Origin of the sequence: Brevundimonas sp. (assembly GCF_035626975.1) — a bacterium.
GTDB lineage: Bacteria > Pseudomonadota > Alphaproteobacteria > Caulobacterales > Caulobacteraceae > Brevundimonas.
Window position 1 is genome coordinate 36,811 of record NZ_DASPMQ010000038.1, and the last position, 23,787, is coordinate 60,597.

General features: G+C 69.2%; 24 protein-coding genes. 8 read left to right on the forward strand and 16 right to left on the reverse strand.

Features of this window, described 5'->3' with window-relative positions:
- The first annotated feature begins 35 nt into the window (after positions 1-35).
- Positions 36-2,009: an ATP-binding protein gene (locus VEB62_RS09905; RefSeq protein WP_324798743.1), complete on the forward strand. Its 1,974-nt coding sequence runs from the start codon at positions 36-38 to the stop codon at positions 2,007-2,009.
- Here the strand turns inward: VEB62_RS09905 and VEB62_RS09910 are convergent.
- Together VEB62_RS09910 and VEB62_RS09915 are read right to left on the reverse strand one after the other, a co-directional pair.
- Positions 1,955-2,419, reverse strand: a complete 465-nt coding sequence (locus VEB62_RS09910) for a very short patch repair endonuclease (RefSeq protein WP_324798745.1) — start codon at positions 2,417-2,419, stop codon at positions 1,955-1,957. The two genes, VEB62_RS09905 and VEB62_RS09910, sit on opposite strands and share 55 nt — an antisense overlap.
- A gap of 144 nt (positions 2,420-2,563) precedes the next feature.
- Positions 2,564-3,049, reverse strand: a complete 486-nt coding sequence (locus VEB62_RS09915) for a peroxiredoxin (protein WP_324798747.1) — start codon at positions 3,047-3,049, stop codon at positions 2,564-2,566.
- Between the two features lie 121 nt (positions 3,050-3,170).
- Here VEB62_RS09915 and VEB62_RS09920 point away from each other — a divergent pair, with 121 nt between their 5' ends.
- Complete coding sequence (locus VEB62_RS09920) at positions 3,171-3,740, forward strand: YqgE/AlgH family protein (protein WP_324798750.1); 570 nt, start codon at positions 3,171-3,173, stop codon at positions 3,738-3,740.
- A 4-nt stretch (positions 3,741-3,744) separates the two neighbouring features.
- On the opposite strand, the gene VEB62_RS09925 is transcribed toward VEB62_RS09920, so the two are convergent.
- The 11 genes from VEB62_RS09925 to coxB all read right to left on the reverse strand — a co-directional run bounded on the left by VEB62_RS09925 (position 3,745) and on the right by coxB (position 14,001).
- Positions 3,745-5,412 (reverse strand): putative bifunctional diguanylate cyclase/phosphodiesterase, encoded by a 1,668-nt coding sequence (locus VEB62_RS09925; RefSeq protein ID WP_324798753.1) that lies wholly within the window; start codon positions 5,410-5,412, stop codon positions 3,745-3,747.
- A 45-nt stretch (positions 5,413-5,457) separates the two neighbouring features.
- Positions 5,458-6,048 carry a GNAT family N-acetyltransferase gene (locus VEB62_RS09930; RefSeq protein WP_324798755.1) on the reverse strand — a complete coding sequence of 197 codons (591 nt, stop codon included), beginning with the start codon at positions 6,046-6,048 and terminating at the stop codon, positions 5,458-5,460.
- A 25-nt stretch (positions 6,049-6,073) separates the two neighbouring features.
- A complete protein-coding gene (locus VEB62_RS09935) occupies positions 6,074-7,285 on the reverse strand; it encodes a M16 family metallopeptidase (protein WP_324798758.1) in 1,212 nt (403 codons plus the stop codon).
- A 50-nt stretch (positions 7,286-7,335) separates the two neighbouring features.
- Positions 7,336-8,046: an SURF1 family protein gene (locus tag VEB62_RS09940; RefSeq protein ID WP_324798760.1), complete on the reverse strand. Its 711-nt coding sequence runs from the start codon at positions 8,044-8,046 to the stop codon at positions 7,336-7,338.
- Positions 8,036-8,428 (reverse strand): DUF983 domain-containing protein, encoded by a 393-nt coding sequence (locus tag VEB62_RS09945; RefSeq protein ID WP_324798763.1) that lies wholly within the window; start codon positions 8,426-8,428, stop codon positions 8,036-8,038. Before VEB62_RS09945 ends, VEB62_RS09940 begins: the two co-directional genes overlap by 11 nt.
- Positions 8,425-9,351 carry a cytochrome c oxidase subunit 3 gene (locus tag VEB62_RS09950; RefSeq protein ID WP_324798766.1) on the reverse strand — a complete coding sequence of 309 codons (927 nt, stop codon included), beginning with the start codon at positions 9,349-9,351 and terminating at the stop codon, positions 8,425-8,427. The genes VEB62_RS09945 and VEB62_RS09950 overlap by 4 nt, the downstream gene beginning before the upstream one ends.
- Before the next feature lie 52 nt (positions 9,352-9,403).
- Entirely contained in the window at positions 9,404-9,967 is a 564-nt protein-coding gene (locus tag VEB62_RS09955; protein ID WP_324798769.1) for a cytochrome c oxidase assembly protein, read from the reverse strand.
- A gap of 10 nt (positions 9,968-9,977) precedes the next feature.
- On the reverse strand, positions 9,978-10,151 hold the full coding sequence (locus tag VEB62_RS09960; RefSeq protein WP_324798772.1) for a cytochrome c oxidase system small membrane protein: 174 nt from the start codon (positions 10,149-10,151) through the stop codon (positions 9,978-9,980).
- A 5-nt stretch (positions 10,152-10,156) separates the two neighbouring features.
- Positions 10,157-11,125, reverse strand: coding sequence for a heme o synthase (locus tag VEB62_RS09965; RefSeq protein ID WP_324798775.1), 969 nt, complete (start codon positions 11,123-11,125; stop codon positions 10,157-10,159).
- 149 nt (positions 11,126-11,274) lie between these two features.
- Entirely contained in the window at positions 11,275-12,939 is a 1,665-nt protein-coding gene (ctaD, locus tag VEB62_RS09970) for a cytochrome c oxidase subunit I (protein WP_324798778.1), read from the reverse strand.
- 24 nt (positions 12,940-12,963) lie between these two features.
- Complete coding sequence (coxB, locus tag VEB62_RS09975; protein ID WP_414642017.1) at positions 12,964-14,001, reverse strand: cytochrome c oxidase subunit II; 1,038 nt, start codon at positions 13,999-14,001, stop codon at positions 12,964-12,966.
- Positions 14,002-14,228: 227 nt separating this feature from the next.
- On the opposite strand from coxB, the gene VEB62_RS09980 reads away from it, so the two are divergent.
- The 5 genes from VEB62_RS09980 to VEB62_RS16700 all read left to right on the forward strand — a co-directional run bounded on the left by VEB62_RS09980 (position 14,229) and on the right by VEB62_RS16700 (position 18,281).
- Positions 14,229-14,615, forward strand: coding sequence for a PadR family transcriptional regulator (locus VEB62_RS09980; RefSeq protein WP_324798781.1), 387 nt, complete (start codon positions 14,229-14,231; stop codon positions 14,613-14,615).
- Positions 14,612-15,184: a DUF1700 domain-containing protein gene (locus VEB62_RS09985; RefSeq protein WP_324798784.1), complete on the forward strand. Its 573-nt coding sequence runs from the start codon at positions 14,612-14,614 to the stop codon at positions 15,182-15,184. Before VEB62_RS09980 ends, VEB62_RS09985 begins: the two co-directional genes overlap by 4 nt.
- A gap of 12 nt (positions 15,185-15,196) precedes the next feature.
- The gene (locus tag VEB62_RS09990) at positions 15,197-15,949 is read left to right on the forward strand and encodes a GIN domain-containing protein (RefSeq protein WP_324798786.1); all 753 of its coding nucleotides are present in this window, start codon (positions 15,197-15,199) and stop codon (positions 15,947-15,949) included.
- Between the two features lie 52 nt (positions 15,950-16,001).
- Entirely contained in the window at positions 16,002-17,432 is a 1,431-nt protein-coding gene (tldD, locus tag VEB62_RS09995; protein ID WP_324798788.1) for a metalloprotease TldD, read from the forward strand.
- Between the two features lie 747 nt (positions 17,433-18,179).
- Positions 18,180-18,281, forward strand: coding sequence for a DUF2283 domain-containing protein (locus VEB62_RS16700; RefSeq protein ID WP_414642020.1), 102 nt, complete (start codon positions 18,180-18,182; stop codon positions 18,279-18,281).
- Positions 18,282-18,347: 66 nt separating this feature from the next.
- Here the strand turns inward: VEB62_RS16700 and VEB62_RS10000 are convergent, their stop codons facing one another.
- Both VEB62_RS10000 and VEB62_RS10005 read right to left on the reverse strand, forming a co-directional pair.
- The gene (locus VEB62_RS10000; protein WP_324798790.1) at positions 18,348-18,620 is read right to left on the reverse strand and encodes a hypothetical protein; all 273 of its coding nucleotides are present in this window, start codon (positions 18,618-18,620) and stop codon (positions 18,348-18,350) included.
- Positions 18,621-18,830: 210 nt separating this feature from the next.
- Positions 18,831-19,844 carry a TraB/GumN family protein gene (locus VEB62_RS10005; protein WP_414642018.1) on the reverse strand — a complete coding sequence of 338 codons (1,014 nt, stop codon included), beginning with the start codon at positions 19,842-19,844 and terminating at the stop codon, positions 18,831-18,833.
- Between the two features lie 168 nt (positions 19,845-20,012).
- Here VEB62_RS10005 and VEB62_RS10010 point away from each other — a divergent pair, with 168 nt between their 5' ends.
- Positions 20,013-22,103 (forward strand): TonB-dependent receptor plug domain-containing protein, encoded by a 2,091-nt coding sequence (locus tag VEB62_RS10010; RefSeq protein ID WP_324798796.1) that lies wholly within the window; start codon positions 20,013-20,015, stop codon positions 22,101-22,103.
- On the opposite strand, the gene VEB62_RS10015 is transcribed toward VEB62_RS10010, so the two are convergent.
- Positions 22,100-23,755, reverse strand: a complete 1,656-nt coding sequence (locus VEB62_RS10015) for an amidohydrolase (RefSeq protein WP_324798799.1) — start codon at positions 23,753-23,755, stop codon at positions 22,100-22,102. The genes VEB62_RS10010 and VEB62_RS10015 overlap by 4 nt on opposite strands.
- Positions 23,756-23,787: the final 32 nt, after the last annotated feature.

Genomic DNA, 23,787 nt, shown 5'->3' on the forward strand with positions numbered 1-23,787 from the left:
CGCACGGGCGAATACGCCCGGTCCGGGGGAGCCGCATGGCGATCGCCAAAGCCAACATGCCTGCCGCCGCCCTCGACTCCACCTGGGCCGGCGCCATCCGTCAACGGCGCAAGGCGCTGTTGCAACGGCTGGGCATGGCCGCGGCCAGCGCCCTGGTGTTCAGCCCGTTGCTCGGCTGGTCGCTCAGCGTCAGCTGGGTGCTGGGCTATTTCCTGGTCCAGCTGGTCGACCTGTGGATTTTCAGCCCGGTCAACTCCGGCCGGACGGATGACCTGGGCGGCGCGCGCAATGTCGCCGGCGGCCTCCTGCTGATAGTCAACGCCAGCTATTTCGGCAGCCTGGCCGTGCCGTTGTGGCTCGTGGGCGGACCGATGGGCGGCATCTGCGCCTCCATGCTGCTGTCGGCCGGCGCCATCTATTCGATGATCAACGCCCCCCGGTCGATGACCGTCCTCGTTCTGACGGTGACGCCGCAATTCCTCTATCTCGCCACGACGCCCTTCTTCATGGCCGCTTACGGCGCATCGCCCGCCTTCGTCATGGCCGCCTCGATCGCCGTCGCCGTCTTCATCACCTACTGCCTGTCGACCTGGCAGCGGATGAACCAGGCGCGGGTCTCCGAGACCGCCGCCCGGATCGAGGCCGAAGAGAAACGGGCCGCCGCCGAACGCATCATGGAGGGGCGCAGCGCCTTCCTGGCCGCCGTCGGGCATGACTTGCGCACCCCGATCAGCGCCATCCTCACCGGCTCCGCCGAGCTGGAGCGCGGGGCGTCGGACAGCTCCGCCCGGGCCCAGGCCCGGCTGATCAGCGACGCGGGCTTCATGATGAAGGCCTTGCTGGACGACCTGCTGGACCACGCCAAACTCGACGCCGGCCACATGACCGTCGATGCGGTCGACTTCAATCTTCGCGAGCTGCTGAACCAGTCGACGCGACTGTGGCGCGGGCCGGCGCGGGCCAAGGGGCTCAAGCTTCGGATCGAGGGCGCGTCCACGGTGCCGGTCTCGGTCCGCGGCGATCCGATGCGGCTGCGGCAGGTGCTCAACAACCTGATCTCCAACGCCATGAAATTCACGGCGGAGGGCTCCATCACCCTGCGCTTCCAGGCTTGGGCCGAGGACACCGGCGGCCACGCCGTGCTGATCGAGGTGTCCGACACGGGTCCGGGCATGTCGCGCGATCAGCTGGCCCGCCTGTTCACGCCGTTCGACCAGACCACCGACGGCGTCAGCGCCCAGCACGGCGGCACCGGCCTGGGGCTCGCCATCAGCCGCCAGCTGGCCGAGCTTATGGGCGGCCGCCTGACGGCCCGCAGCAGCATCGGAAACGGCGCCAGCTTCACGCTCGCCCTCCGGCTCGAACCCGGCAAGGTCCTGACGACGGCGGCGCCGGCCCTGGATCAGGAAAGCCGGGACGCCGTCGCCCGCGCCCTGTCCACCGGCGTCTCGACCCGACCGTCCAGTCCGGCGTCGCCTGGCCCCCTGGCCCAGTCGCTGACGGAGACGAACGCCCCCGCGGCCGAGCCGCCCGCCCCGGCGGCGGTCGACGGCCCGACCGGGGACGAGGATGAGGACGAAGGCCGTCCGATGCGGGTTCTGGTCGTCGACGACCACGACATCAACCGCCGCGCCATCCAGTTGATCCTCCAGCCGCTCGGCTGCGACATCGCCACGGCCGCCGACGGCATGGCGGCGCTGAAGATCTGCGAGACCTCCAGCTTCGACCTGATCTTCATGGACGTGCGGATGCCCGAGCTCGACGGGCGCGAGACGACGCGCCGCATCCGCGCCGGCGACGGTCCCAACGCCCTGGTTCCGATCATCGCCGTTACGGCGGACACCTCGGCGGAAGACATCGCCGCCTGCACCGAGGCCGGCATGACCTATTTCGTGCCCAAGCCGATCACGCCGCCGATGCTGCTGGGCGCCATCACCCATGTCATGACCATGGCTCACCCGGGAGAAGACGCTCCGGACGAGGCCGTGGCCGAGACCGCCGCCGCCTGACCCCGCACCCCGGCGACCAGCCGGTCGGCGAAGTCAGGGGCTTTCATGCCGCATTCCCAGACCGTGATGACGCGCCAGCCGGAGGCTTCCAGCGCCGCCCGCGCCGCGGCGTCGCGCGCCCGGTTGCGCCCGATCTTGCCGCTCCAGTAGTCCGCGTTGGCCTTCGGCTTGCGGGCCCCGCGCGGGCAGTCGTGCCCGTGCCAGAAGCAGCCGTGCACGAACACCGCCGTGCGCCGCCCCTTCATGACCAGATCGGGCCGCCCGGGAAGGCCGGCGCCCCCCAGCCGGTAGCCGATCCCCGCCGCTCGCAGGATGCGGCGCACGGTCAGCTCCGGGGCCGTGTCGCGGCCCTTCACGCGGCGCATCACCGCGCTGCGCTGTTCCGGAGTGAAGACGTCGGTTTTTTCCACTACCCGCTCATCCCGGCGAAAGCCGGGACCCAGTTCTGTCCAGCTTGACGCCGGCTCCTCAGGACGACCTTGCCAGCCGCACCCGATAAACCGTCCATCCAAAGCACTGGGTCCCGGCTTTCGCCGGGATGAGCGGAATGGGGATCAAAGCTGCGTCAGCAGATGCTCCGCCGACGACACCTTGAACTCGCCCGGCTGCTCGATGTTCAGCTGCTCGACGACGCCGTCCTTGACGATCATCGAATAGCGCTGCGAGCGCTCGCCCATGCCGAAACCCTTGGCGTCCATCGACAGGCCGAGCGCGCGGGTGAGGTCGCCGTTGCCGTCGCCCAGCATGACGATCTCGTCCTTGCCCACGCCCTGGCTGTCGGCCCAGGCGCCCATGACGAAGGCGTCGTTCACCGACAGGCAGGCGACGGTGTCGATCCCCTTGCCGGCCAGATCCTCGCGGTGATCCTTGAAGCCGGGCAGGTGCTTGGCTGAACAGGTCGGGGTGAAGGCGCCGGGCACGGCGAACAGGGCCACGGTCTTGCCGGCGAAAATCTCGTCGGTGGACACTGGCTTCGGGCCCTCGTCGGTGGCGCGGGTCAGGGTGGCCGAGGGGATGCGGTCGCCGATCTGGACGGTCATGGCAGGCTCCGGGGTTTCAAGGTCGAACTCCCGATCCAGATAGGCGCTGCGGCGGGCCGCGCCAACCTTTCGATGACCGGTCGGCCTTGCGCGGCCCGGCCCCGGCCCCGATGATAGGGACATGGATCAATTCCACTCCCTCGCCGGCCGGCTGCTGGTGGCCATGCCCGGCATCAGCGATCCCCGGTTCGAGCACGCCGTCATCCTCGTCTGCGCCCACCGCCCGGATCACGCCATGGGGTTGCGTCTCGACCGGCCGGCGCGGGGCGTCGACCTGAAGAAGGTCCTGACCAAGCTCGACACGCCCGCCCCGGACGACGCCTCCGGGCGGGCGGTGCTGGTCGGCGGTCCGGTCGAGCGCGAACGCGGCTTCGTGCTGCACACCGACGACTGGATCGTCGAGGACGCCTCCCTGGCCTTCGGCGAGGGTCTGGCGATGACGGGAACGCGCGAGGCGCTCGCGGCCATGGTCGATCCGGTCGGCGGTCCGCGCCGCGCGGTGCTGTTGCTCGGCTACGCCGGCTGGGGCGAAGGCCAGTTGGAGGACGAGCTGGGCGAGAACGTCTGGCTCACCGCCGAGGCCGACGCCGACCTGATCTTCGATCCCGACTACGACGGCAAATGGGCGCGCGCCCTGGCCGGCCTGGGCATCGACCCGGCGCAGTTGTCAGGGCAGAGCGGCCGGGCCTGAGCGATCAGGCCGAGCGCGCCTTGATCGGGGCCGTGCCGTCGGCCAGCGACTCGTTGAGATAGACCTCGGCCTCCTGGGCCGGGAGGGCCTGGGCGTAGCCGAAGCCTTGGCCGTAATGGCACTGGGCGTCGAGCAGAAGCTTGGCCAGGCCGGCGTTCTCGACGCCCTCGGCCACCACCTCCAGCGACAGGTCGCGGCCGAGGTTGACCACCGACTTGACGATCTTGGCCGAGCCCTCGTCCTTGTCCATGGTCAGCACGAAGTAGCGGTCGATCTTCAGCGTATCGAACGGCAGCTTGGCCAGCCAGGTCAGCGACGAGAAGCCGGTGCCGAAGTCGTCGAGGGCCAGCGAGGCGCCGGCCTCGCGCAGCCGGGTCAGGATTTCGGCGGCGCGCGTGGTGTCGCGCATGATGTCGCCCTCGGTGACCTCGAGCTTCAGCGCCCCCCTGGGCAGGCCGGCGTCGGCGATGATCCGCGCCACGTCCTCGACCAGATTGATGCGCTCGATCTCGCCGACCGACAGGTTGACGCTGCAGAACAGATTGCCCGCCGACGGGTGCCGGGCCAGCCAGTCGGCCAGCTGACGCGCCGACTGGCTCATCATCATCAGGCCGAGGTCGTTCATCAGGCCCATCTCGGCGGCCAGGCCGAGGAATTCGTCCGGCGGCACCAGGCCCCGATGCGGATGGCGCCAGCGGGCAAGGGCCTCGAACCCGGCCACGGCGCCGGTCACCAGGTTCACGATCGGCTGGTAGAAGGGCTCGATCTCGCCGCGCACGAAGGCGTTGCGCAGGTCGGCCTCCAGCGCCAGCCGCGACAGGCTGTCGGACTCCAGCGCCCGGCCATAGGCCGCCGCCCCGCCGCGCCCGGCCGTCTTGGCCTGCTCCACGGCCAGTTCGGCGCGGCGCAGCAGCTCGGCCGGATCGGACGCGTCCGGCCCGCCCTCGGCCGCCACGGCGCCGATGGAGACCGTCGGATAGATGTCGAAGCCCGCCACCCGGAGCGGCTGCTCCAGCGCCTCGCGCAGGCGTTCGGAGGCGGCCCCGGAGCCGCGCGGCACGATCACCGCGAACTCGTCCTCGCCGATGCGGGCCGGATTGGCCTCCGGCGCGAAAGCCCCGTTGAGGCGCGCGCCGAGCGCCGCCAGCACCAGATCGGCCCGTTCGTGACCGAGCGCCTCATTGAGGCGGCGCAGGCGGTCGACGTCGGCCACCACCACTTCGTAGTCGCCCGGCTGGGTCAGGGTCTCGCCGGCGCGCGTCAGGAAGGTGCGGCGGTCCAGCAGGCCGGTCAGGTGATCCCGGTGCGACGCCGCGAACTTGGTCTCCAGCGCCACCACCCCGGCGGCGCGCAACCCGTCCTCCAGCCAGACGCCGCGCCAGATGCAGGTCTCGGAATCGCGCATGCGCAGGCGCACGGCGACCTCGGTCCCCTCCTCCTGGGGCTTGAGGATGCGTTCGGCCAGAGAGCGGTCGTGGGGCACGGCCACGGCGGTGAAGGCCGCCCCGGAGCACTCCGGCGCCAGCGGACCCAGTCCGAGCGCGCGGGTCGCGCCGGTGAAGCGCATCTGGTCGTCCGACGGGGTCCAGATCCACAGCGCGGTGTCGGCGGCGGCCAGCGCCTCGATGGCGGTCGTCGCGTCCCAGGCCAGACTTCTGGAGCGTGTGTTCAAAACGCGTGACGATCCCGACAGGACGGCGCCAGGGATCACCCGAGGTCAGCCGCCGCGCCCGGCGCCGTCATTGACGAGGCCGAACAGGAGATGATCTGCCCAAGCGCCGTTAATTTTAAGATAAGCCCGGGCCTGTCCCTCGAGCACGAAGCCGGCCTTTTCCAGCACCCGGCGCGACGCCAGATTGGTCGGCACGCAGGCCGCTTCGACCCGGTGCAACTTGAGGTCATCAAAGGCGTGCGCCACCATGGCCCGCACCGCCGCTGTGGCGTGCCCCCGGCCCGCGAACGGCCGGCCGATCCAGTAACCCAGGGTTCCGGACTCGGCGACCCCGCGCCGGATGTTCGACAGGGTGATGGCCCCGACCAGCGCCTGGTCCGCGTCGGCGAAGATGAAGAACGGCCAGGCGTTGCCCGCGTCCATCTCGCGCGCATAGATCGCCAGGCGTCGCTTGAAGGCGACGCGGGTCAGATCGTCCTCCGGCCAGCTCGGCTCCCACGGCTGCAGATAGGCGTGGGACAGATGGCGCAGGGCGGCCCAGGCCTCGTAGTCCGGACCGCGCGGAGGACGCAGGGTCACGCCGTCGCCCTTGACGACCGGACCGGTCGCCTCGTTGATCCAGTCCAGCAGGGCCATGCCTGAAAGAATACCCCTCCGGCGATCAGCCGAAAAGGGCGTCCCGGAACGCAGGGCCGGCCGGGGCCGCCGCCTTCGGGCCCAGAACCGCCGTGGCCGCCTTGCCCGACGACAGCGACGCCGCCGCCGCCGCGCGCACGTCATCGACGGTCTGGGCCAGCGTCCGGTCGGCCATGGTCTGGGACGCGATCGGGGCGCCGAAGATCAACACCTGCGCCGCCGCCCGTCCGGCCCGCGCCGCCGGGCTCTCGTCCGACATCCACAGGCCGGCGTTCATCACCGCCTTGGCCCGCGACAGTTCCGCCGCCGTCGGCCCGCTGTCGGCCAGCGCCTTAAGCTCGGCCGCGCAGACCTCGGCCAGCTCGACCGCCCGGTCGGCCGCGGCCCCGGCGTAGATGCCCAGAAGGCCCGCGTCCTCGTAGGGCTCGTGATAGGCGTCGATGGCGTAGGCCAGCCCCCGCTCCTCGCGGGCGCTCTGGAACAGGCGCGAGGCCATGCCGCCGCCGAGGATTTCGGTCATCAGCCGCGCCGCCGCATAGGCCGGATCGGCAGCCGAGGCGGACGGCAGCTGGAAGACGATGTTGGCCTGTTCGATGCGGCGCGACAGGGCTGTGTGGCCGCCGGTGAAGCGGGGGGTGGGCGGAGCCTCGGCGGGGGTCGGCGTCTCGCCGCCGAACCAGCGCTCGGCCAGCGCCAGCAGTTCGGTCTCGTCCACCGCCCCGGAGGCCGCGACCACCATCCGGTCGGGAGAATACAGCCGCGCCCGCCAATCGCCGATCAGGGCCCGCGTGATCGGCTTCAGGCTGGCGACGGAGCCCAGGATCGGCCGCCCCAGCGGCTGGCCCTCGAAGGCGCGCGTCTGGGCCATCTCGAAGACGTGGTCGTCGGGCGTGTCGAAGGCCTCGGCGATCTCCTGGGCCACCACGTCCTTCTCGCGCTCGATCTCGTCCGGATCGAGCGTCGGGCGGAACACCAGATCCGACAGCACCTGCATGGCCAGCGGCAGGGAGCCGTGCAGCGCCCGCACCTCGAAACTGGTGCGCTCGTAGCCGGTCGAGGCGTTCAGGGATCCGCCCTCCGCCTCGATCCGCTCGACGATCTCGCGCGCGCCCATGTCGCCCGCGCCCTTGAAGACGAGGTGTTCGAGACAATGCGACCAGCCGGACTGGGCCTTGCCCTCCCATTTCGCCCCGCCGCGCACGGAGACGGTCAGGGCCAGGGTGCGCAGGCCCGGCATGGGATCGCAGACGACGCGGACGCCGTTGGACAGGGTGTGGAGCGTGGCGGTCAGGATTTCAGCTTTCGGCGAAGCAGGGCGATGTAGACACCGGCCAGCGCCAGCGCCAGTCCGAACCAGGTAATCGCATAGCCGAGGTGGTTGTTCGAGAAGGCGGCGGGCGGGGCCGACGGCTGCAGCGCCAGCCATTCGGGATTGGACGAGGTCAGGGCGTACAGGGTCCACGGCGCGACGGGCCCCTTCAGGTCCAGCGCACGGGCCATGGCGGCGTTGTCGCGGGCGTAGAAGCGCCGGCCTTCGGCGGCCAGGGCCATCGGCCCCGGGGCGGGGGTGTCCCGGACCTCGGCCACAACCCGGACCGGCGCGCCGGACTCCGAGACCGGCGGGCGGGTGGAAATGACATCGGCGACGAACCCGCGATCGACCAGCAAGGCCTGACCGTAGCCGGGATGGCGGCAGGCCGAGATCAGGCGGACCCCGGGCCGACCCTCATGAATGGTCTGGAGTTCGACGAAGGGCGCCGTGGCCAGGCCAGGGCAGGTCAACGACACCTTGCGGAACTCGGGAGTGTCCGCCCCGAGGACATGGGCGGGGGCTCCGGGTGGGGCCGCGGCCGCCGCTGCCGCCCGCGCGATCAGGGCCTGTTTCCACTGCAGCCGCTGAACCTGCCAGACGCCGAGCGAGACCAGCAGGGCGAACAGCAGCACCGACAGAACGGTCAGGATCCACGGAAACCGGCCCTTCGCCATCTCAGTGTTCATGGCGCGCCTGCCCCGCCTCGTTCCGCATCTGCAGGGCGATCATGACGGCCTTGCCCGGCCGCATCAGGCCCAGCGACAACCCGGCCACCAGCGGCAGGGCCACCAGCGCCATGGCCCAGATCGGCGGGCTGTAGGCGATCTGGATGAACAGCGCCCCGAACACCACCGGCGTGCCGGCGATCTGCATCACGAACACCGCGGCGCCGTCGCCGGTGTTCAGCCGGCTGAAGTCGAAGCCGCAGGGCTCGCAGCGCTCCACCACCTTGAGAAATCCGGCGAACAGCGGGCCCTTGCCGCAGTTCGGGCAGCGGCAAAGCAGACCGGCGCGGATCGGGTTGATCCGCGCCGGTTGATTGTCTCGGACTGGAGCCCTCTCCGTCACCCGAAGGTGACGTAGACGAAGGCGAACAGGAACAGCCAGACCACGTCCACGAAATGCCAGTACCAGGCCGCCGCCTCGAAGCCGAAATGCTTCTCCGGGGTCATCTGGCCGGCGAGGATGCGCAGCAGGCAGACGGTCAGGAAGATGGTTCCGATCAGCACGTGGAAGCCGTGGAAGCCGGTCGCCATGAAGAAGATCGAACCATAGAGGCCCGAGTTGGCGGCCTCTTCGTTGAAGAACAGGTTCTCGTGGATGATGTGGTTGTATTCGTAGGCTTGGATGGCGGTGAACAGCACGCCCAGGGCGATGGTGATGCCGAGGCCGATCTTGGTGGCCTTGCGGTCGCCGACCTGCAGCGCGTGGTGCGCCCAGGTCACCGTCGTGCCGGACAGCAGCAGGATGATGGTGTTGAGCAGGGGCAGTTGCCAGGCGTCCAGCGCCTCGACGCCCTTCGGCGGCCAGATGCTCGTGCCGTCGGGATTGGCCCAGGCCGCGGCCGTTCCGGCCCAGTTGCCGATCTCGGGCACGTGGCCGCGCGCCTCGTTGAACACCGCCATCTCGAAGAACATCCAGAAGAAGGCGGCGAAGAACATCACTTCCGAGGCGATGAACAGGATCATGCCGTAGCGCAGGCCGATCGACACGACCGGGGTGTGATCGCCCTGGCGGCTTTCCTTGATCACGTCCGCCCACCAGCCGACCATCGACACCAGCACGCCCGCCAGACCGGCGAAGAACAGCGCCTGCTTGCCGTCGGACAGCAGGGCCGAGGCCAGCGGGCCGGAGTCGGCCGGGACCAGGCCCTTCATCCACACCACGGCGCCGATGAACATGATGACGGTGGCGATCGATGACACCAGCGGCCACGGGCTGGGGTTCACCAGGTGATAGTCGTGATGCGGAACGGCGTGGGCGTCGGCCATCTGGGTCTCTTGCAACGGTCGAGAGTCGGATTGGGGCAGGCTATAGCGTCCGCTATCCGGCCGCGCCAGTGGCTGCGGCGGGGTTTGCGCCCGCTTCGGCGCCCTTGGTCGGATAGAAGGTGTAGCTGAGGGTGATCTCGCGCACGCCGCGGCTCTCGCGGTCGGTGGCGATCTCGGGCGCGACGAAATACTGGACGGGGAATTTCATCGTCTGGCCGGGCTGGATCGTCTGCCCTTCGAAGCAGAAGCACTGCAGCTTCTGGAAGTAGGGCCCGGCCCGTTCGGGCACGACATTGTACGCCGCTGTCGCGTGGATCGGCCGGTCCGAGGTGTTGGTCACGTCGAAGAAGGCGATGCCGGTCTCGCCGATGCGCACCCGCTGGCTGACCTGTTCGGCGCGGAAGGTCATGGGCAGGCCGCGGACGTTGGTGTCGAAGCGGATCAGCACCGTCTCGTCCAGCACCGTGTCGGGCGCCTTGTCGGCCTTGCTCACCGTGCCGTCGAAACCGGTGACCTGGCAGAACATCCGGTACAGCGGCACGGCGGCGAAGGCCGCGCCGGTCATGCCCATCACCCCGAAGACGCAGGCGATGGCGATCAGGTTCTTGCGGTTCATGCCGGCCGCCTCACGGTTCCTGCACGACCAGCTGGGCCGTGGGCCCGCCGGCGGTCTGGTCCCTGTCGGCCGACAGCTTCAGGATCGTCGTGGTGAAGACCAGCACGATGAACACCACCAGCACGGCGGCCAGGGCCCGGTTTCGCCGGGTGCGGGCGGCGAGCTCTTCGGGGGTCAGGCGCATGGCGGCTACGGCCTCATCATCGGGGTCAGGCTCTCGACCAGCAGGGCCGCGAACAGAGCCATCAGGTACAGGATCGAGAACGCGAACAGGTTCCGCGCCGGTTTGGCCTCCGCGCGGACATCATACAATGCGGCCTCTCGCCCCACGGCCTCGGCCTTGTCCGGCTGGTCGCCGGCCCGCGAGCGCCACAGCCGCGCGGCCAGCAACAGGAAGCCCGCCCCGCCCGCGATCGACACCGCCAGATAGACCGGCCCGCCCAGCCCCGACAGCCCGGGCGCGATGGCCACCGGCACGAACACCAGGCTGTAGAGGAGGATCTGCAGGCGGGTGCTCTTCGCCCCGCGCGCCACCGGCATCATCGGAATCCCGGCCTTGGCGTAGTCGCCGGCCGAATACAGCGCCAGCGCCCAGCTGTGCGGCGGGGTCCACAGAAAGATGATCAGGAACAGCAGCCACGCCTGCCACGGCGCGGTCCCGGTCGCGGCCGCCCAGCCGATCACCGGCGGAAACGCGCCGGCCGCGCCGCCGATGACGATGTTCTGGGGCGTCCGGCGCTTGAGAAGCAGGGTGTAGAAGCCGGCGTAGTAGACGATGGTCAGGGCCAGCAGGCCGCCGGCCAGCCAGTTGGTCGCCATGCCCAGCAGCATGACCGAGAACAGCGACAGGACGACCCCGAAGGCCATCGCGTCGTTCTTGCTCACCCGGCCCGCCGCCACCGGCCGTCCGCGCGTGCGGCGCATCAGGGCGTCGGTCTCGCCTTCCAGCGCCATGTTCAGCGCCCCGGCCGCACCCGCGCCGACGGCGATGCACAGGATGGCGATGGCCGCCGTGAGCCAGCCGATGTCTCCGCCGGCCACCACGAGGCCCGTCACCGCGGTGAAGATCACCAGCGACATCACGCGCGGCTTCAGCAGCTGGAAGTAGTCTTCCGGCTGGGCCGTGGTGATCGACGGGGCGGCGGCGGGTCGGGTCATGGGTCTCCAACGCGCTCAACTGGCGCGAAGCGCGGTAGCGCTCAAAACCGCGCTCAAGTAGCGCGAAGCGCGGTAGCGCATACAATGCCGGAGGGCCGCTCCTCCGCTGAAGGAACGGCCCCCGATGCCTTGGTCCGGACTGGCCGGTCCTAGTGCTCGTCGTTCTTGACCACCGGCAGTTCGTTGAACTGGTGGTGCGGCGGAGGCGAGGACAGGGTCCACTCCAGGGTCGTGGCGCCTTCGCCCCACGGATTGTCGACGGCCGGACGACGCCGGATGGCGGCCTCGGCCAGCATGATCAGGAAGACCACCACGCCCGCGGCCGTGATCGCATAGCCGATCGAGGACAGGTGGTTCCACATGGCGAAGCCATCGGCATAGTCGACGATCCGGCGCGGCATGCCCTGCGCCCCGAGGAAATGCTGCGGGAAGAACACCAGGTTCACGCCGACGAACATGATCCAGAAGTGGGTCGCGCCGAGGTACTCGTTGTACTTCACGCCGAACATCTTCTCGAACCAGTAGTAGAAGCCCGCGAAGATCGCGAACACGGCTCCCAGCGACAGCACATAGTGGAAGTGCGCCACCACGTAATAGGTGTCGTGCAGCGGGTAATCGATGCCGGCGTTGGACAGGACCACGCCGGTCACGCCGCCGACGGTGAACAGGAAGATGAAGCCGATCGCCCACAGCATGGGCGTCTTGAAGCTGATCGAGCCGCCCCACATGGTGGCGATCCAGCTGAAGATCTTCACCCCCGTCGGCACCGCGATGATCATGGTCGCGGCGATGAAGTAGGCGCGCAGGTTCACGCTCATGCCGACCGTGTACATGTGGTGCGCCCACACGATGAAGCCGACGAAGCCGATGGCGACCATGGCGTAGGCCATGGCGAGGTAGCCGAAGATCGGCTTCTTCGAGAAGGTCGAGACGATGTGGCTGATCATGCCGAAGCCGGGCAGGATCAGGATGTAGACCTCCGGGTGGCCGAAGAACCAGAACAGGTGCTGGTACATCACCGGATCGCCGCCGCCGGCGGGATCGAAGAAGCTGGTGCCGAAGTTGCGGTCGGCCAGCAGCATGGTGATGGCGCCGGCCAGGACCGGCAGCGACAGCAGCAGCAGGAAGGCGGTGACCAGCACCGACCAGGCGAACAGCGGCATCCGGTGCAGGGTCATGCCCGGCGCGCGCATGTTGAAGATGGTGGTGATGAAGTTGATGGCGCCGAGGATCGAGCTGGCGCCCGCCACGTGCAGGGCGAAGATCGCCAGGTCGAAGGCCGGGCCGGGGTGGCCCATGGTCGACAGCGGCGGATAGGCCGTCCACCCGCCGCCGAAGCCCTTGCCGGGGCCGCCGTCGACGAACATCGAGGTGATCAGCAGGATCCACGAGGCGACCAGCAGCCAGAACGACACGTTGTTCATGCGCGGGAAGGCCATGTCCGGCGCGCCGATCATGATCGGCACGAACCAGTTGCCGAAGCCGCCGATCATCGCCGGCATGACCATGAAGAAGATCATGATCAGGGCGTGGCCGGTGACGACCACGTTATAGCCGTGCTTGGACTGCTCGACGAGGCCGAGCAGCCAGACGCCCGAGCCCTCCTGGAAGATCTGGATGCCCGGCTCGGCCAGTTCCCAGCGGATCAGGCCCGACAGGGCGCCGCCCACGATGCCCGCCATGATGGCGAACAGCAGGTACAGGGTGCCGATGTCCTTGTGGTTGGTCGACAGGAACCAGCGGGTGAAGAATCCCGGCTTGTGGTCATGATGCCCGTCGTGGTCGTGGGCGAGGTTCGCGGCTGCGGTGGCCATGGTCTTTGGGGCTCTCGCGTATCGTTACTGGGCGGCCGGAGCGGCGGCGGTGTCGGGAACGGCGGGCGCCGGGGCGGCCGGGGCGGCGCCGGCGGCGGCCGGAATGGCGGCGCCGTTCCGCATGGCGTCCGAGGAGACATTGCGCGCGGCGACCGCGCCGGTGGTGCCGGCCTCGATCTGCGCCGCCGTGCCGCCCGGAGCCTGCGCCGGCGTCTTCGGGGTCATCGAGCCGCCCTTGGAGGCGACCCAGGTCGCGAACTCGGCTTCGGTGACGACGTTGATCTGGATCGGCATGAAGGCGTGGTCGACGCCGCACAGCTCCGAGCACTGGCCGTAGTAGACGCCCGGACGCTCGGCCTTGAACCAGGTCTCGTTGACCCGGCCCGGGACCGCGTCGGTCTTGAGGCCGAAGGCCGGCAGGGCCACGGCGTGGATGACGTCGGCGGCGGTGACCAGCAGGCGGACGTTGGCGCCGACCGGCACCACCATCGGCTCGTCGGCGGCGAGGCGGTACAGGCTGTGCGGCATGCCGCGCTCGGCGATTTCCTCTTCCGGCAGCATGTTGGAGATGTATTCGGCGACGCCCTGGTCCGGATATTCGTAGGCCCAGTTCCACTGGTTGCCCGTGACCTTCACGGTCAGGTCCGGTTTCGGCATGTCGTGATAGTTGAACAGCAGGCGGAACGAGAACAGCGAGATGAAGACGAGGATCAGGACCGGCACGATCGTCCAGATCACCTCGACCAGGGTGTTATGGCTCCACTTGGCCGGGACCGGGTTGGACTTCTTGTTGTAGCGGATGACGATCCACGTGATCAGGCCCAGCACCAGCAGGCAGATGAAGGTGATGATCGGCATCAGGATGGCGTCATGGAACATGTGCGCCTCGCGCATCAGCGGCGCGGCGGCCGTCTGAAGCCCGACGGCGCCGTCGGTCGGCTGGCCGATCCGCTCGGGCTCCTGGTTACAGCCGGCGGCGAAAAGAGCGAGGGCCAGGACGGCCGCGCCGCTGCTGATCAGACCCCGGGCCCGCGTGCCCATCCCCATGCGAGACATCCTCATTAAACCGTTCTGTCGCAAGCGCCTGCGAGTGAATCGCAAGCAGGCGCCGGGGCGGAGGCCCGCGGCGGTTCTTGGCGCGGTCCATATCGCCCTCCCCCGCGCTTGCCAAGCGATTGGACGCCGCACCCGTCTCCGGCGACCGGATTAAATCGCTGTCATGTTTGGACAGCTACCTTGCACTGACAGATACCTTGCGATACCTCTTGATCATCAAGGGAGACGCCGAGGTGCCTGAAACCATTGAAATCCAGCTGAAGAAGGGGGTGCTCACACTGTGTGTGCTGGCCCTTCTCAATCGCCGCGACAGCTACGCCTATGAGATCGCCTCGACCCTGTCGGACGCAATCGACATGGGCGAGGGGACCATCTACCCGCTGATGCGGCGGATGCAGTCCGACGGCCAGGTCGAGACCTATCTGGTCGAATCGTCCTCCGGGCCGTCGCGCAAATACTATCGCCTGACCGACGCCGGCCGCCGCGCCCTCGAGGCCCAGACCACCGAGTGGCGCGCCTTCGTCACCGCCGTCGAGGACGTCATGAACGCCGACGCCGATCCGGCCCCGCCGCCCGCCGTCGCCAAGAACGCCAAATCTGAAAGGGGAGCCAAACAATGACCCGCGCCGAATTCATGGGCCGGTTGAGGCGGGGCCTCGTCGGCATGCCGGCCACCGCCGCCGCCGAGATCGCCTCCGACTACGAGATGCATTTCGAGGACGGCGCCGCCGCCGGCCGCACCGAGGCGGAAGTCGCCGCGGCCCTCGGCGATCCCGACCGGCTCGCCCGCGAGCTTCGGGCCGAAGCCGGCGCCCGTCGCTGGGACCAGGAAAAGAACCCGTCCGCCGCCGCCGCCGCCGTGTTCGCGGTGCTGGGGCTGGGCGCGATCGACATCCTGATCCTGCTGCCGATCGCCATGGGCGTCGTCGGCGCGCTGTTCGGCTTCTTCATGGCGGCCATCGGCCTGTTCATAGGCGGCGGCGCGGTGATGGTGGCCGGACCCTTCGCAGGCTTCCCCGGCGGTCCGCTGGCGGCGGTCCTCGGGGGCCTCGGCATGATGGCCGGCGCCACGGCGATCGGCGCCCTGACCGCCGTCGTCACCATCCTGCTGGTCAACGCCACCGTCTGGTACGCCCGCCTGCACTACCGGCTGCTGAAGCCGGCCCTTGAACCCCAAGCCCAGGCCTGAGGAGAGACCCGCATGATCCGCACCCTTCTGATCATCACCGGCGCCAGCCTCGTGCTCTGCGCCGCGGCCCTCGGCGGAGCCTTCGCCCTCGGCGGCCAGGACATCGCCCGCAACGGCGGAAACTGGACCTTCTGGGACGACGACGGCGAGAGCCACACCGTGCATTTCTCCCGCAGGGATCCCGGCCCCGGCGTCACCCGCACCCTCGCCTGGGACGGCGGCGATCGTCTCGAGGTCGAGGTGGCGGCCGAGGTCACCTACATCCAGGGCGATGAAGCCTCGGTGGTCGTCACCGGTCCGCGCGAACAGGTCGAGGGCCTCCGTCTCACCGCCGGCCGCCTGACCTTCGACGACGACGACCGCGGCGATCACGTCGTGTTCGGCTGGCACAACAGCCCGCGCCTGCGGATCACGGTCACGGCGCCCTCCGTGCGCAACTTCGAACTGTCCAGTTCGGGCGACCTGATCATCCGCAACTACGACCAGCCCAGCCTGGCCATCGCGATCGAGGGGTCCGGCGAGGTGGACGCGGTCGGCCGCACCGAAACCGTCGATCTGGACATCGCCGGATCCGGCGAGGCGGATCTTTCGGACCTCGTGACCCGGGACGCCGACGTGGATATTTCCGGATCCGGCGAGGCGGTGGTCGGTCCGACCGGCGCCGCCCGCATCACCATCTCCGGGTCAGGGGACGTCGATCTGTCCCGTCGCCCGGCCAGCGTGACCGAGAGCATTTCGGGCTCCGGCGACGTCAACCAGCGCTGACGATTGGGGTGAGGCCGGTGACTTCGCCGGCCTCACACCCTATTTCAGCGGCATGACCCTCCACGCCTCGCCGCCCGCCATCCTCGAATCCGCCGACGTCGCCGCCGACGAGGCCCTGTCCATCCTCCAGACCGCGCTGAGCGGCGCCGACGACGGGGAGCTGTTCCTCGAACGCTCCGAATCCGAATCGCTGGTCTTCGACGACGGCCGGCTGAAGTCCGCGGCCTACGACGCCGCCGAGGGCTTCGGCCTGCGCGTGGTGGCGGGCGAGACCGCCGGCTACGCCCACGCCAACGAGATCAGCGGCCCCGCCCTGCGCCGCGCCGCCGACAGCGCCGCCCTGGCCAAGGCCGGTCACGCGGCCGTCGTCGCCGAGGCGCCCCGCGCCACCAATCAAAAGCTCTACGACGCCGTCGATCCGCTGGCCTCGCCGGCCTTTTCCGACAAGATCGCCCTGCTGTCCGAAATCGACGCCTGGGCCCGCGCCCGGGATCCGCGGGTCGTGCAGGTCTCGGCCTCGCTGGTCGGCGAGCGCCGACATATCGAGATCCTGCGCGGCGACGGCCGCCGGGTCTCCGACCTGCGCCCCCTCGTCCGCCTCAACGTCTCGGTCACGGTCGAGAAGAACGGCCGCCGCGAGAGCGCCTCCGCCGGCGCGGGCGGCCGGGCCGGCTTCGAGACCTGGATCGCCCCCGAGCGCTGGCAGGGGCAGGTCGACGAGGCGCTGCGTCAGGCGCTGGTCAATCTCGAGGCCGTCGACTGTCCGGCCGGCGAGATGGATGTGGTGCTCGGCGCCGGCTGGCCCGGCGTCCTGCTGCACGAGGCCATCGGCCACGGCTTCGAGGGCGACTTCCACCGCAAGGGCTCGTCGGTCTTCTCGGGCAAGATGGGCCAGCGCGTCGCCGCCCCCGGGGTCACCGTCGTCGACGACGGCTCGATCGCCGGCCGCCGCGGTTCGCTCAGCTTCGACGACGAGGGCACCCCGACCTCGCGCACCGTGCTGATCGAGGACGGCATCATGGTCGGCCTGATGCACGACCGGCTGTCGGCCCGTCAGCTCGGCGCCCGGGCCACCGGCAACGGCCGGCGCCAGTCCTTCGCCCACATGCCGATGCCGCGCATGACCAACACCTTCATGGAGGGCGGCAAGGACAGCCAGGCCGACATGATCGCCTCCACCAAGCGCGGCCTCTACGCCGCCAATTTCGGCGGCGGCCAGGTCGACATCACCAACGGCAAGTTCGTCTTCCAGTGCACCGAGGCCTATCTGATCGAGGACGGCCGGATCACCGCCCCGGTGCGCGGCGCCACCCTGATCGGCGACGGGGCCACGGCGCTGCAGCACGTCCGGATGATCGGCGACGACTTCGCCTTCGACCCCGGCGTCGGCGTCTGCGGCAAGGCCGGCCAGGGCGTCCCGGTCGGCATCGGCCAGCCCAGCCTCAAGATCGGCGGCCTGACCGTGGGCGGCACGGCGGTCTAGGCTGTATCGACATTCAACCGTCACTTCCCCACGTTCTCGCCCTTTCGTCCGTCATCCTCGGGCTTGGCCCGAGGATGACGACGATGGGTAGAGTTCGGTCCTGCCCGACGGTGAATGTCGATTGAACCTGGGGTCCGTACTCAGCAAGGCCTGCCCCCGGGCGGGTGTTCCGCGGATCGTGCCGCGTCCGCCGCGTGCCGGCGAGGGCCCGGCGGTTGCGCGACGCCCGGGGGATATCCGGGACCATCCTCGGGCTTCGATCGCGAAGACGGCGCCGTGACGCTGTGCTGGCAATCCGCGAATCCATAGTCGGGTTCATCGGAAAATAACGCCTGCAATCAACGCTCTGACCGTTTCCCGATCCGATCTTCCCGCCACAGGAAGCCCGGGGCCGATAATGCGCACCCGGTCTTTGACAATCGAAACCTTCGACGCGCCGCCGAGGCCGTCGTCCGCGCTCGCAACCGGACTCTCCGGTCTCTGTTTTTCGTCCGGATCACCCGGGACGACGCGCCCATGCCGGGGCGAGGGCGATCAGACTGTTCAGACTGTTCAGACCCTGTTTTGAGTCTGAACCCGGGGCGACCGTCGGCTCACGACCCATAGCGGACACCGTGAGACGCGATTAGCCTGCTCGTCATAACGAGGTGCGCCGTGCGATTTGAGCCAAGCGATCAAGACCCTTCAGTGGGGTATTTGTATCTCTCCAACCATCCGGGCGCCGGCGTAGCTGGCTGCGTGAGGGGCATGGTGAGAATAAGCGCCCTTATCCCAAACTACGTTGGCCCGGAGATACACCTTGATCTCAACGAAGCTGGCGAGGTTATCGGGATCGAAGTGTTGGAGTAGGTGTGTCCACTTCCCACCCCTAGGCGACGGTCTGCTCCCGACCCCAAGCGGACCTTCAGTAAGCCTCTAAGCAGGGCGCGCGATAGCATCGCCGACGTACGGAATGTCTGCGATTTGCGAGGTGCCGCAGGCCAGCAGATAGCTCACCAGCGCTTGGTTTTCTTCCTCATTCTCAATGATGAGTCCGGAGATCCCTATCTCTGGCGACTTTGCTTTCTTCAAAATGAGTGCCCCTCCAACTTGTCGGTCACGCCATATGAGTGCGTCGTCTGGCGAGCTTATCCCGAAGCCGGCGAGAACCATCTCGCAATGAGCGTCTGAGTAGAGCACCGCTTTCATCCTTCCCGTCATGCAGCCAAGCTACATGCGCCAAAGTCCGCTTTCACCCATTGCGGCTGGTCGGGGTGACCGCGGTTCGGCGCGTGGCCGCTGTGAATATCCGCCCAACCGCGGCCTGCGTCCGGAATTGACGCGGGGACGCGCCGGTCTCGCGGCATGAACCGGACTCTCAAGGCTGACAAGGTAGACGGGGTAGACTCGATAGACCGTCTAATTTCCCGTTTCGGAGTCTACCTCGCCGACCTCGGCCCCGGCCGCCTCGGGCGCTTCGGCCTTCCACTCCGGTCCGACCACCTCGAGGCCGCGCGCCTCCAGTCCGTCCAGCACGCCGCCCTCCTCGGCCAGCAGGCGCAGCGGGGCCACGCCCATGGTGACGCCGGGCGAGATCAGCGCGGTCTCGATGGCGGCCGCCCACTGCTGGTGAAGCTGGGGCGCGATCTCGGGGTCGCCCCATGGCCAGCACTGGTTCAGCGCCCGGTCGATCGGCGAGGCCACGACCTCCGCCACCCGCGAGGCGCGCCAGTCCCCGGCCCGCTCCCGCGCCGCCTCCGGCCCCTGCTCGGCCGCGGCGATGGCGGCCTCGATGCAGGGGACGTGGGCCGACTGCGGCGCCCTGATCAGGCTGTCGATCAGTTCGTCGCCCCGCACCGTGCCGACCGGGCGCGTCTCGATCCGGGCCCGGCGGGCGGCGCGGCGGATCACGTCCATGGCGTCGTCGCCGCCCCGGGCCCCGGTGTAGCCGGCCTTCTCCTGCATCAGGTCGAAACCGAGGATCAGCAGGCTCTTCCCCCGCCAGTCCTGATTGCGCTCACCAGCCATCACGGCCTCCAGCCGCGCCTGCCAGTCCGGCGTCAGATAGTCGGCGCTGGTCTGGCCGGCGGGCATGCGGGCGATGGTGCGCATGCGCCAGACGAGGCGGAGCACGTCCGTCAGGGAGGCCCGGCCCTCCTGCGGCGTCAGGATCTGCCCGGCGCGCGCCGCCGCCGCCTCCAGATCGTCGGGCCGCCATTGCAGGTCGCGCGGGATGCCGGTGATCGCGCCCACCAGGATCAGGGTGCTGTCGCCCCGCGTCACCGTCCACATCGGCGCGCCGGAACGCCGCGCCAGCACCACCACGTCCTCGACCGTGGTCGGCTCCTGATCTTCGGGCGTCTGGGCCCGGGCCGCCTGCGGCGCGGTCGCCAGAAGGGTCAGCCCGAAAATCAGCGCGAACAATGACCTCACGATTACCTGCCGCCTACAATATAGAAGGGAATACATTCGCCCTTATCAGAACACGAGGATGACAGCGCTGTAATGCTGTCCTCTTTTTAATCCACCTTGCCGTCTTGTAACTGGAGCCGGCCGCGTCGGGACGCCACACCTTCGTCACACGACGAGGGGACTCCTGCAATGACCAAGACCATCCTGCTGGCCACGACCGCCATCCTGCTCACCGGAGGCGCGGCCGCGGCCCAGACCGCCTCGGATGGCCCCGAACCCCAGGTCGCCCAGGCTCCGGTTCCCACCGGCCCCACCAGCCAGGCGCCCCAGACCGACGCCGCCCAGCAGGGCGTGCTGGTCTTCACCCCCGACTTCTTCGCCGACCAGCGCCCCAACACCGCGCTCGACATGGTCACCCGCGTGCCGGGCTTCTCCGTCAACGACGGCTCGGGCAACCGGGGCTTTGAGGGCGCCGTGGGCAACATCCTGATCAACAACGCCCGACCGGCCTCGAAGAACGACACCGGCTCCAACGTCCTGTCGCGCACCCCGGCCAACCAGGTCGAGCGGATCGAGCTGATCCGCGGCGGCGCCCCCGGCATCGACATGCAGGGCTATTCGGTCGTCGTGAACGTGATCCTGAAGACGGAGAACACCCGCCAGTCCATCCTGACCGCCAGCGGCTTTTTCTTTGAGGGCGGCCGGGACCAGTTCAATGGCTCCTACCAGTTCACCGCCCGTGAGGGCGAGCGCACCTGGGGCGTCACCCTCAGCGACGGTCTGTCGACGAGCGACGCCAACGGGGTGGGCCAGGTTGTCCGCACCAACGCCAGTGGGACCGTTATCCGCCGCGAGGACTACTACAACGACAGCTTCGGCGGGGGGCAGTCGATCCGCGGCAACTACGCCGGCCCGCTATTCGGCGGGAAGATCGACCTGACCGCCCGGTATGGCGTCAACGACTTCCACGCGATCAACCTGCAGACCGCGACCGACGTCCGCAGGGAAAGCCTGTTCGACAACGATGGCGACGCCGGCGAGGTCGGGGCGGTCTACACCCGGCCGCTGAGCGCGCGCCTGAACCTGGAAACCCGCCTGATCCACGAGTGGAACACGTTCGAATCGATCTCGACGTCGCGCAGCCGGCTCGGCGGCGTGGACAGCCCCGAACAGAAATTCACCGGCGCCGGCGACGCCTCCGAATCCATCCTGCGCGGCCTCGTCCGGTTCGAACGCTCGCCCGCCCTGACGTTCGAGACCGGGGCGGAGGTCGCCTACAACATGCTGGAGGTCGACCAGGCCTTCACCGTCGGCGGCGTCCCCGTTCCCCTGCCCTCCGCCTCCGTCAAGGTCGAGGAGACCCGCGGCGAGGCTTTCGGCAAGGCCACCTGGCGCGTTCGCCCCCAGCTGACCCTCGAAGGCGGCCTCCGCCTCGAGACGTCGACCATCAGCCAGTCGGGCGACGCCGAGCAGGAGAAGAGCTTCTTCTTCGCCAAGCCGCGCTTCCTCGCCACCTGGACCCCGATGCCGAACAATCAGGTCCGCCTGCGCTTCGAGCGCGAGGTCGGCCAGCTCGACTTCGAAGACTTCGCCGCCTCGTCCGATCTGGAGGACGAGAATGTGCTGGGCGGCAACGCCGACCTCGAGCCGGAGCAGCGCTGGATCAGCGAACTGATCTATGAGCGCCGCTTCTGGGGCGACGGCATCGTCAGCGTCGGCCTGCGCCACGACGAGATCACCGACGCCATCGACGTCATTCCGCTGGAAGACGGATTGTCGGCGGTGGGCAACATCGGCGACGGCTCGCTGGATCAGCTGGCCGTGACCATCGCCGTGCCCACCGACAAACTGGGTGTTTCAGGGGGCATGTTCCGCCTCCGGAACACCTGGAACCACACCGAGGTCACCGACCCGACCACCGGCGAAGTCCGGCCCATCTCGAACGTTCGCGCCAGCCAGGCGGTGATCTCGTTCGAGCAGGATATCACCCGCTGGAAGCTACAGTGGGGGGCGGCCTACATTCCGCTTCTGACCGGCCAGTGGAGCTACGACCCGGACCAGACCTCGGGCTGGCGCGGACACAACTATTTCGAGGCCTGGACCGAGTACAAGCCGACCGCGACCCTGTCGATCCGCGCCCAGGTCAACATCTGGAACGACTTCGACGTCCAGCGGACGGTCTACGCCGACCGGACCGAAGCGCGGCCGATCGCCTTCGTCGAGCACCGCTACATCGACCCCCGGACGTTCTTCCAGGTTCGGGTCCGCAAGACCTTCTAGTCGGCCCGGTAGACGACGACGCCGTCGACCACCGTCAGAACGGCATGCCCCTTGGGGATGTCGGCCACGGGCGCGGTCATCAGGTCGACCGAAAAGGCGGTGAAGTCGGCCCGCTTGCCGACCTCGATGGTGCCCAGCTCGGCCTCGCGGAAGCTGGCGTAGGCCGGCCAGAGGGTGAACATCTTCAGGGCCGTCTGGCGGTCCACCGCCTCGTGCGGCCGCCAGTCGGGGCCCTGGAAGCCCTCGAGGTCCCGGCGGGCGACGGCGGCGTAGAACTCGATCAGCGGCGCGCCCCGCTCGACCGGCGCGTCCGAGCCGCCGACCACGATGACGCCGAGGTCGGCCAGGCTATGCCAGGCGTAGGCGCCGTCCAGCCGGGCGTCGCCGAGCCGGGCGGGCGCGAAATGCAGGTCGCCGATGGCGTGGCTGGGCTGCATCGAGGCGATGACCGGCAGGTCGACGAACCAGTGGTAGTCCGACGGTCGGACGATCTGGGCGTGCTCGATCCGCCAGCGCACGTCGGCCCCGTTGGGCCTGTCCTCCGGAGCCACGCCGGCCAGCGCCTGCTGGTACCATTCCAGCACCGAGGCGTTGCCGCGGTCGCCGATGGCGTGGGTGGCGACCTGGATGCCGCCCTTGAGCGCCGCCTGGTACAGCGGCACGATCTCCTGCTCGCTGATCTGCATCAGGCCCGTGGTGTCGGGGCGGTCGGCATAGGGCTCGAACAGGGCCGCGCCGCGTGAGCCCAGGGCGCCGTCCGCATAGTATTTGATCGCCCGGGTGATGATCCGGCTGTCGGCGACGCTGCGCGGCCCGCCGGCGATCAGCGCGGCCGCGCCGTCGGGGGTGATGCTGTTGTAGATCCGCAAGGGCGCCTCGCCGGCCTCGGCCATGGCCTCGAGCAGGGGGATGTCCTTCCACGGCGCGCTCATGAAGTGGACGCCCGTCCAGCCGTACTGCGCCTCGACCCGGAAGCCGGCGCGGTAGGCCTCGCGCAGGGCGGCGGGGTCGGCCTGCGGCATCAGGCCCGAGACCAGCTGTTCCGCGGCGTCGACGAGCAGGCCGGTGGGTTGTCCGCTCTCGTCCTTGAGGATTTCGCCGCCCGAGGGGGCTGCGGTGTCAGCGGTGATTCCGGCGGCGGCGAGGGCGGCGCTGGAGGCGACCACCGCATGGCCGTCGGCGCGGCCCAGCAGCACCACCCGGCCGGGAGCGGCGGCGTCGAGATCGGCGGCGGTCAGGAACCGCGCCTCGGGCCAGTGGGTCTCGATCCAGCCGCGCCCGACGATCGGTCCTTCCGGGTGAGCGACGGCCCAGGCCGACAGCCGCGCCATGGCCTCGGCGACAGAGGTCGAGCCTTCGAGGTTCAGGGTCAGTTCGCGCCAGCCGATGCCGTCAAGATGCGCGTGGCCGTCGGTGAAGCCGGGGAACAGGGCGGCGCCCCTCAGATTTATCACGGTGGTCCCGGATCCGACGATCATATCCTTGGCGGGCCCAACATAGCTGATCCGCCCGTCGGTCACGATGACTTGCCCGGCCGGTGGGGCGCCGTCCACGCCCGTGTAGATCGGGCCTCCGTGGATGATCAGGGATTGCGCCTGCGCGGTGGTGGCCGCCCCGGCGAGGAGCAGGGCGAGAAGAAGAGTGCGGCGCATATGACGGTTCCCGAGTCTGGCGGACTTCGGAC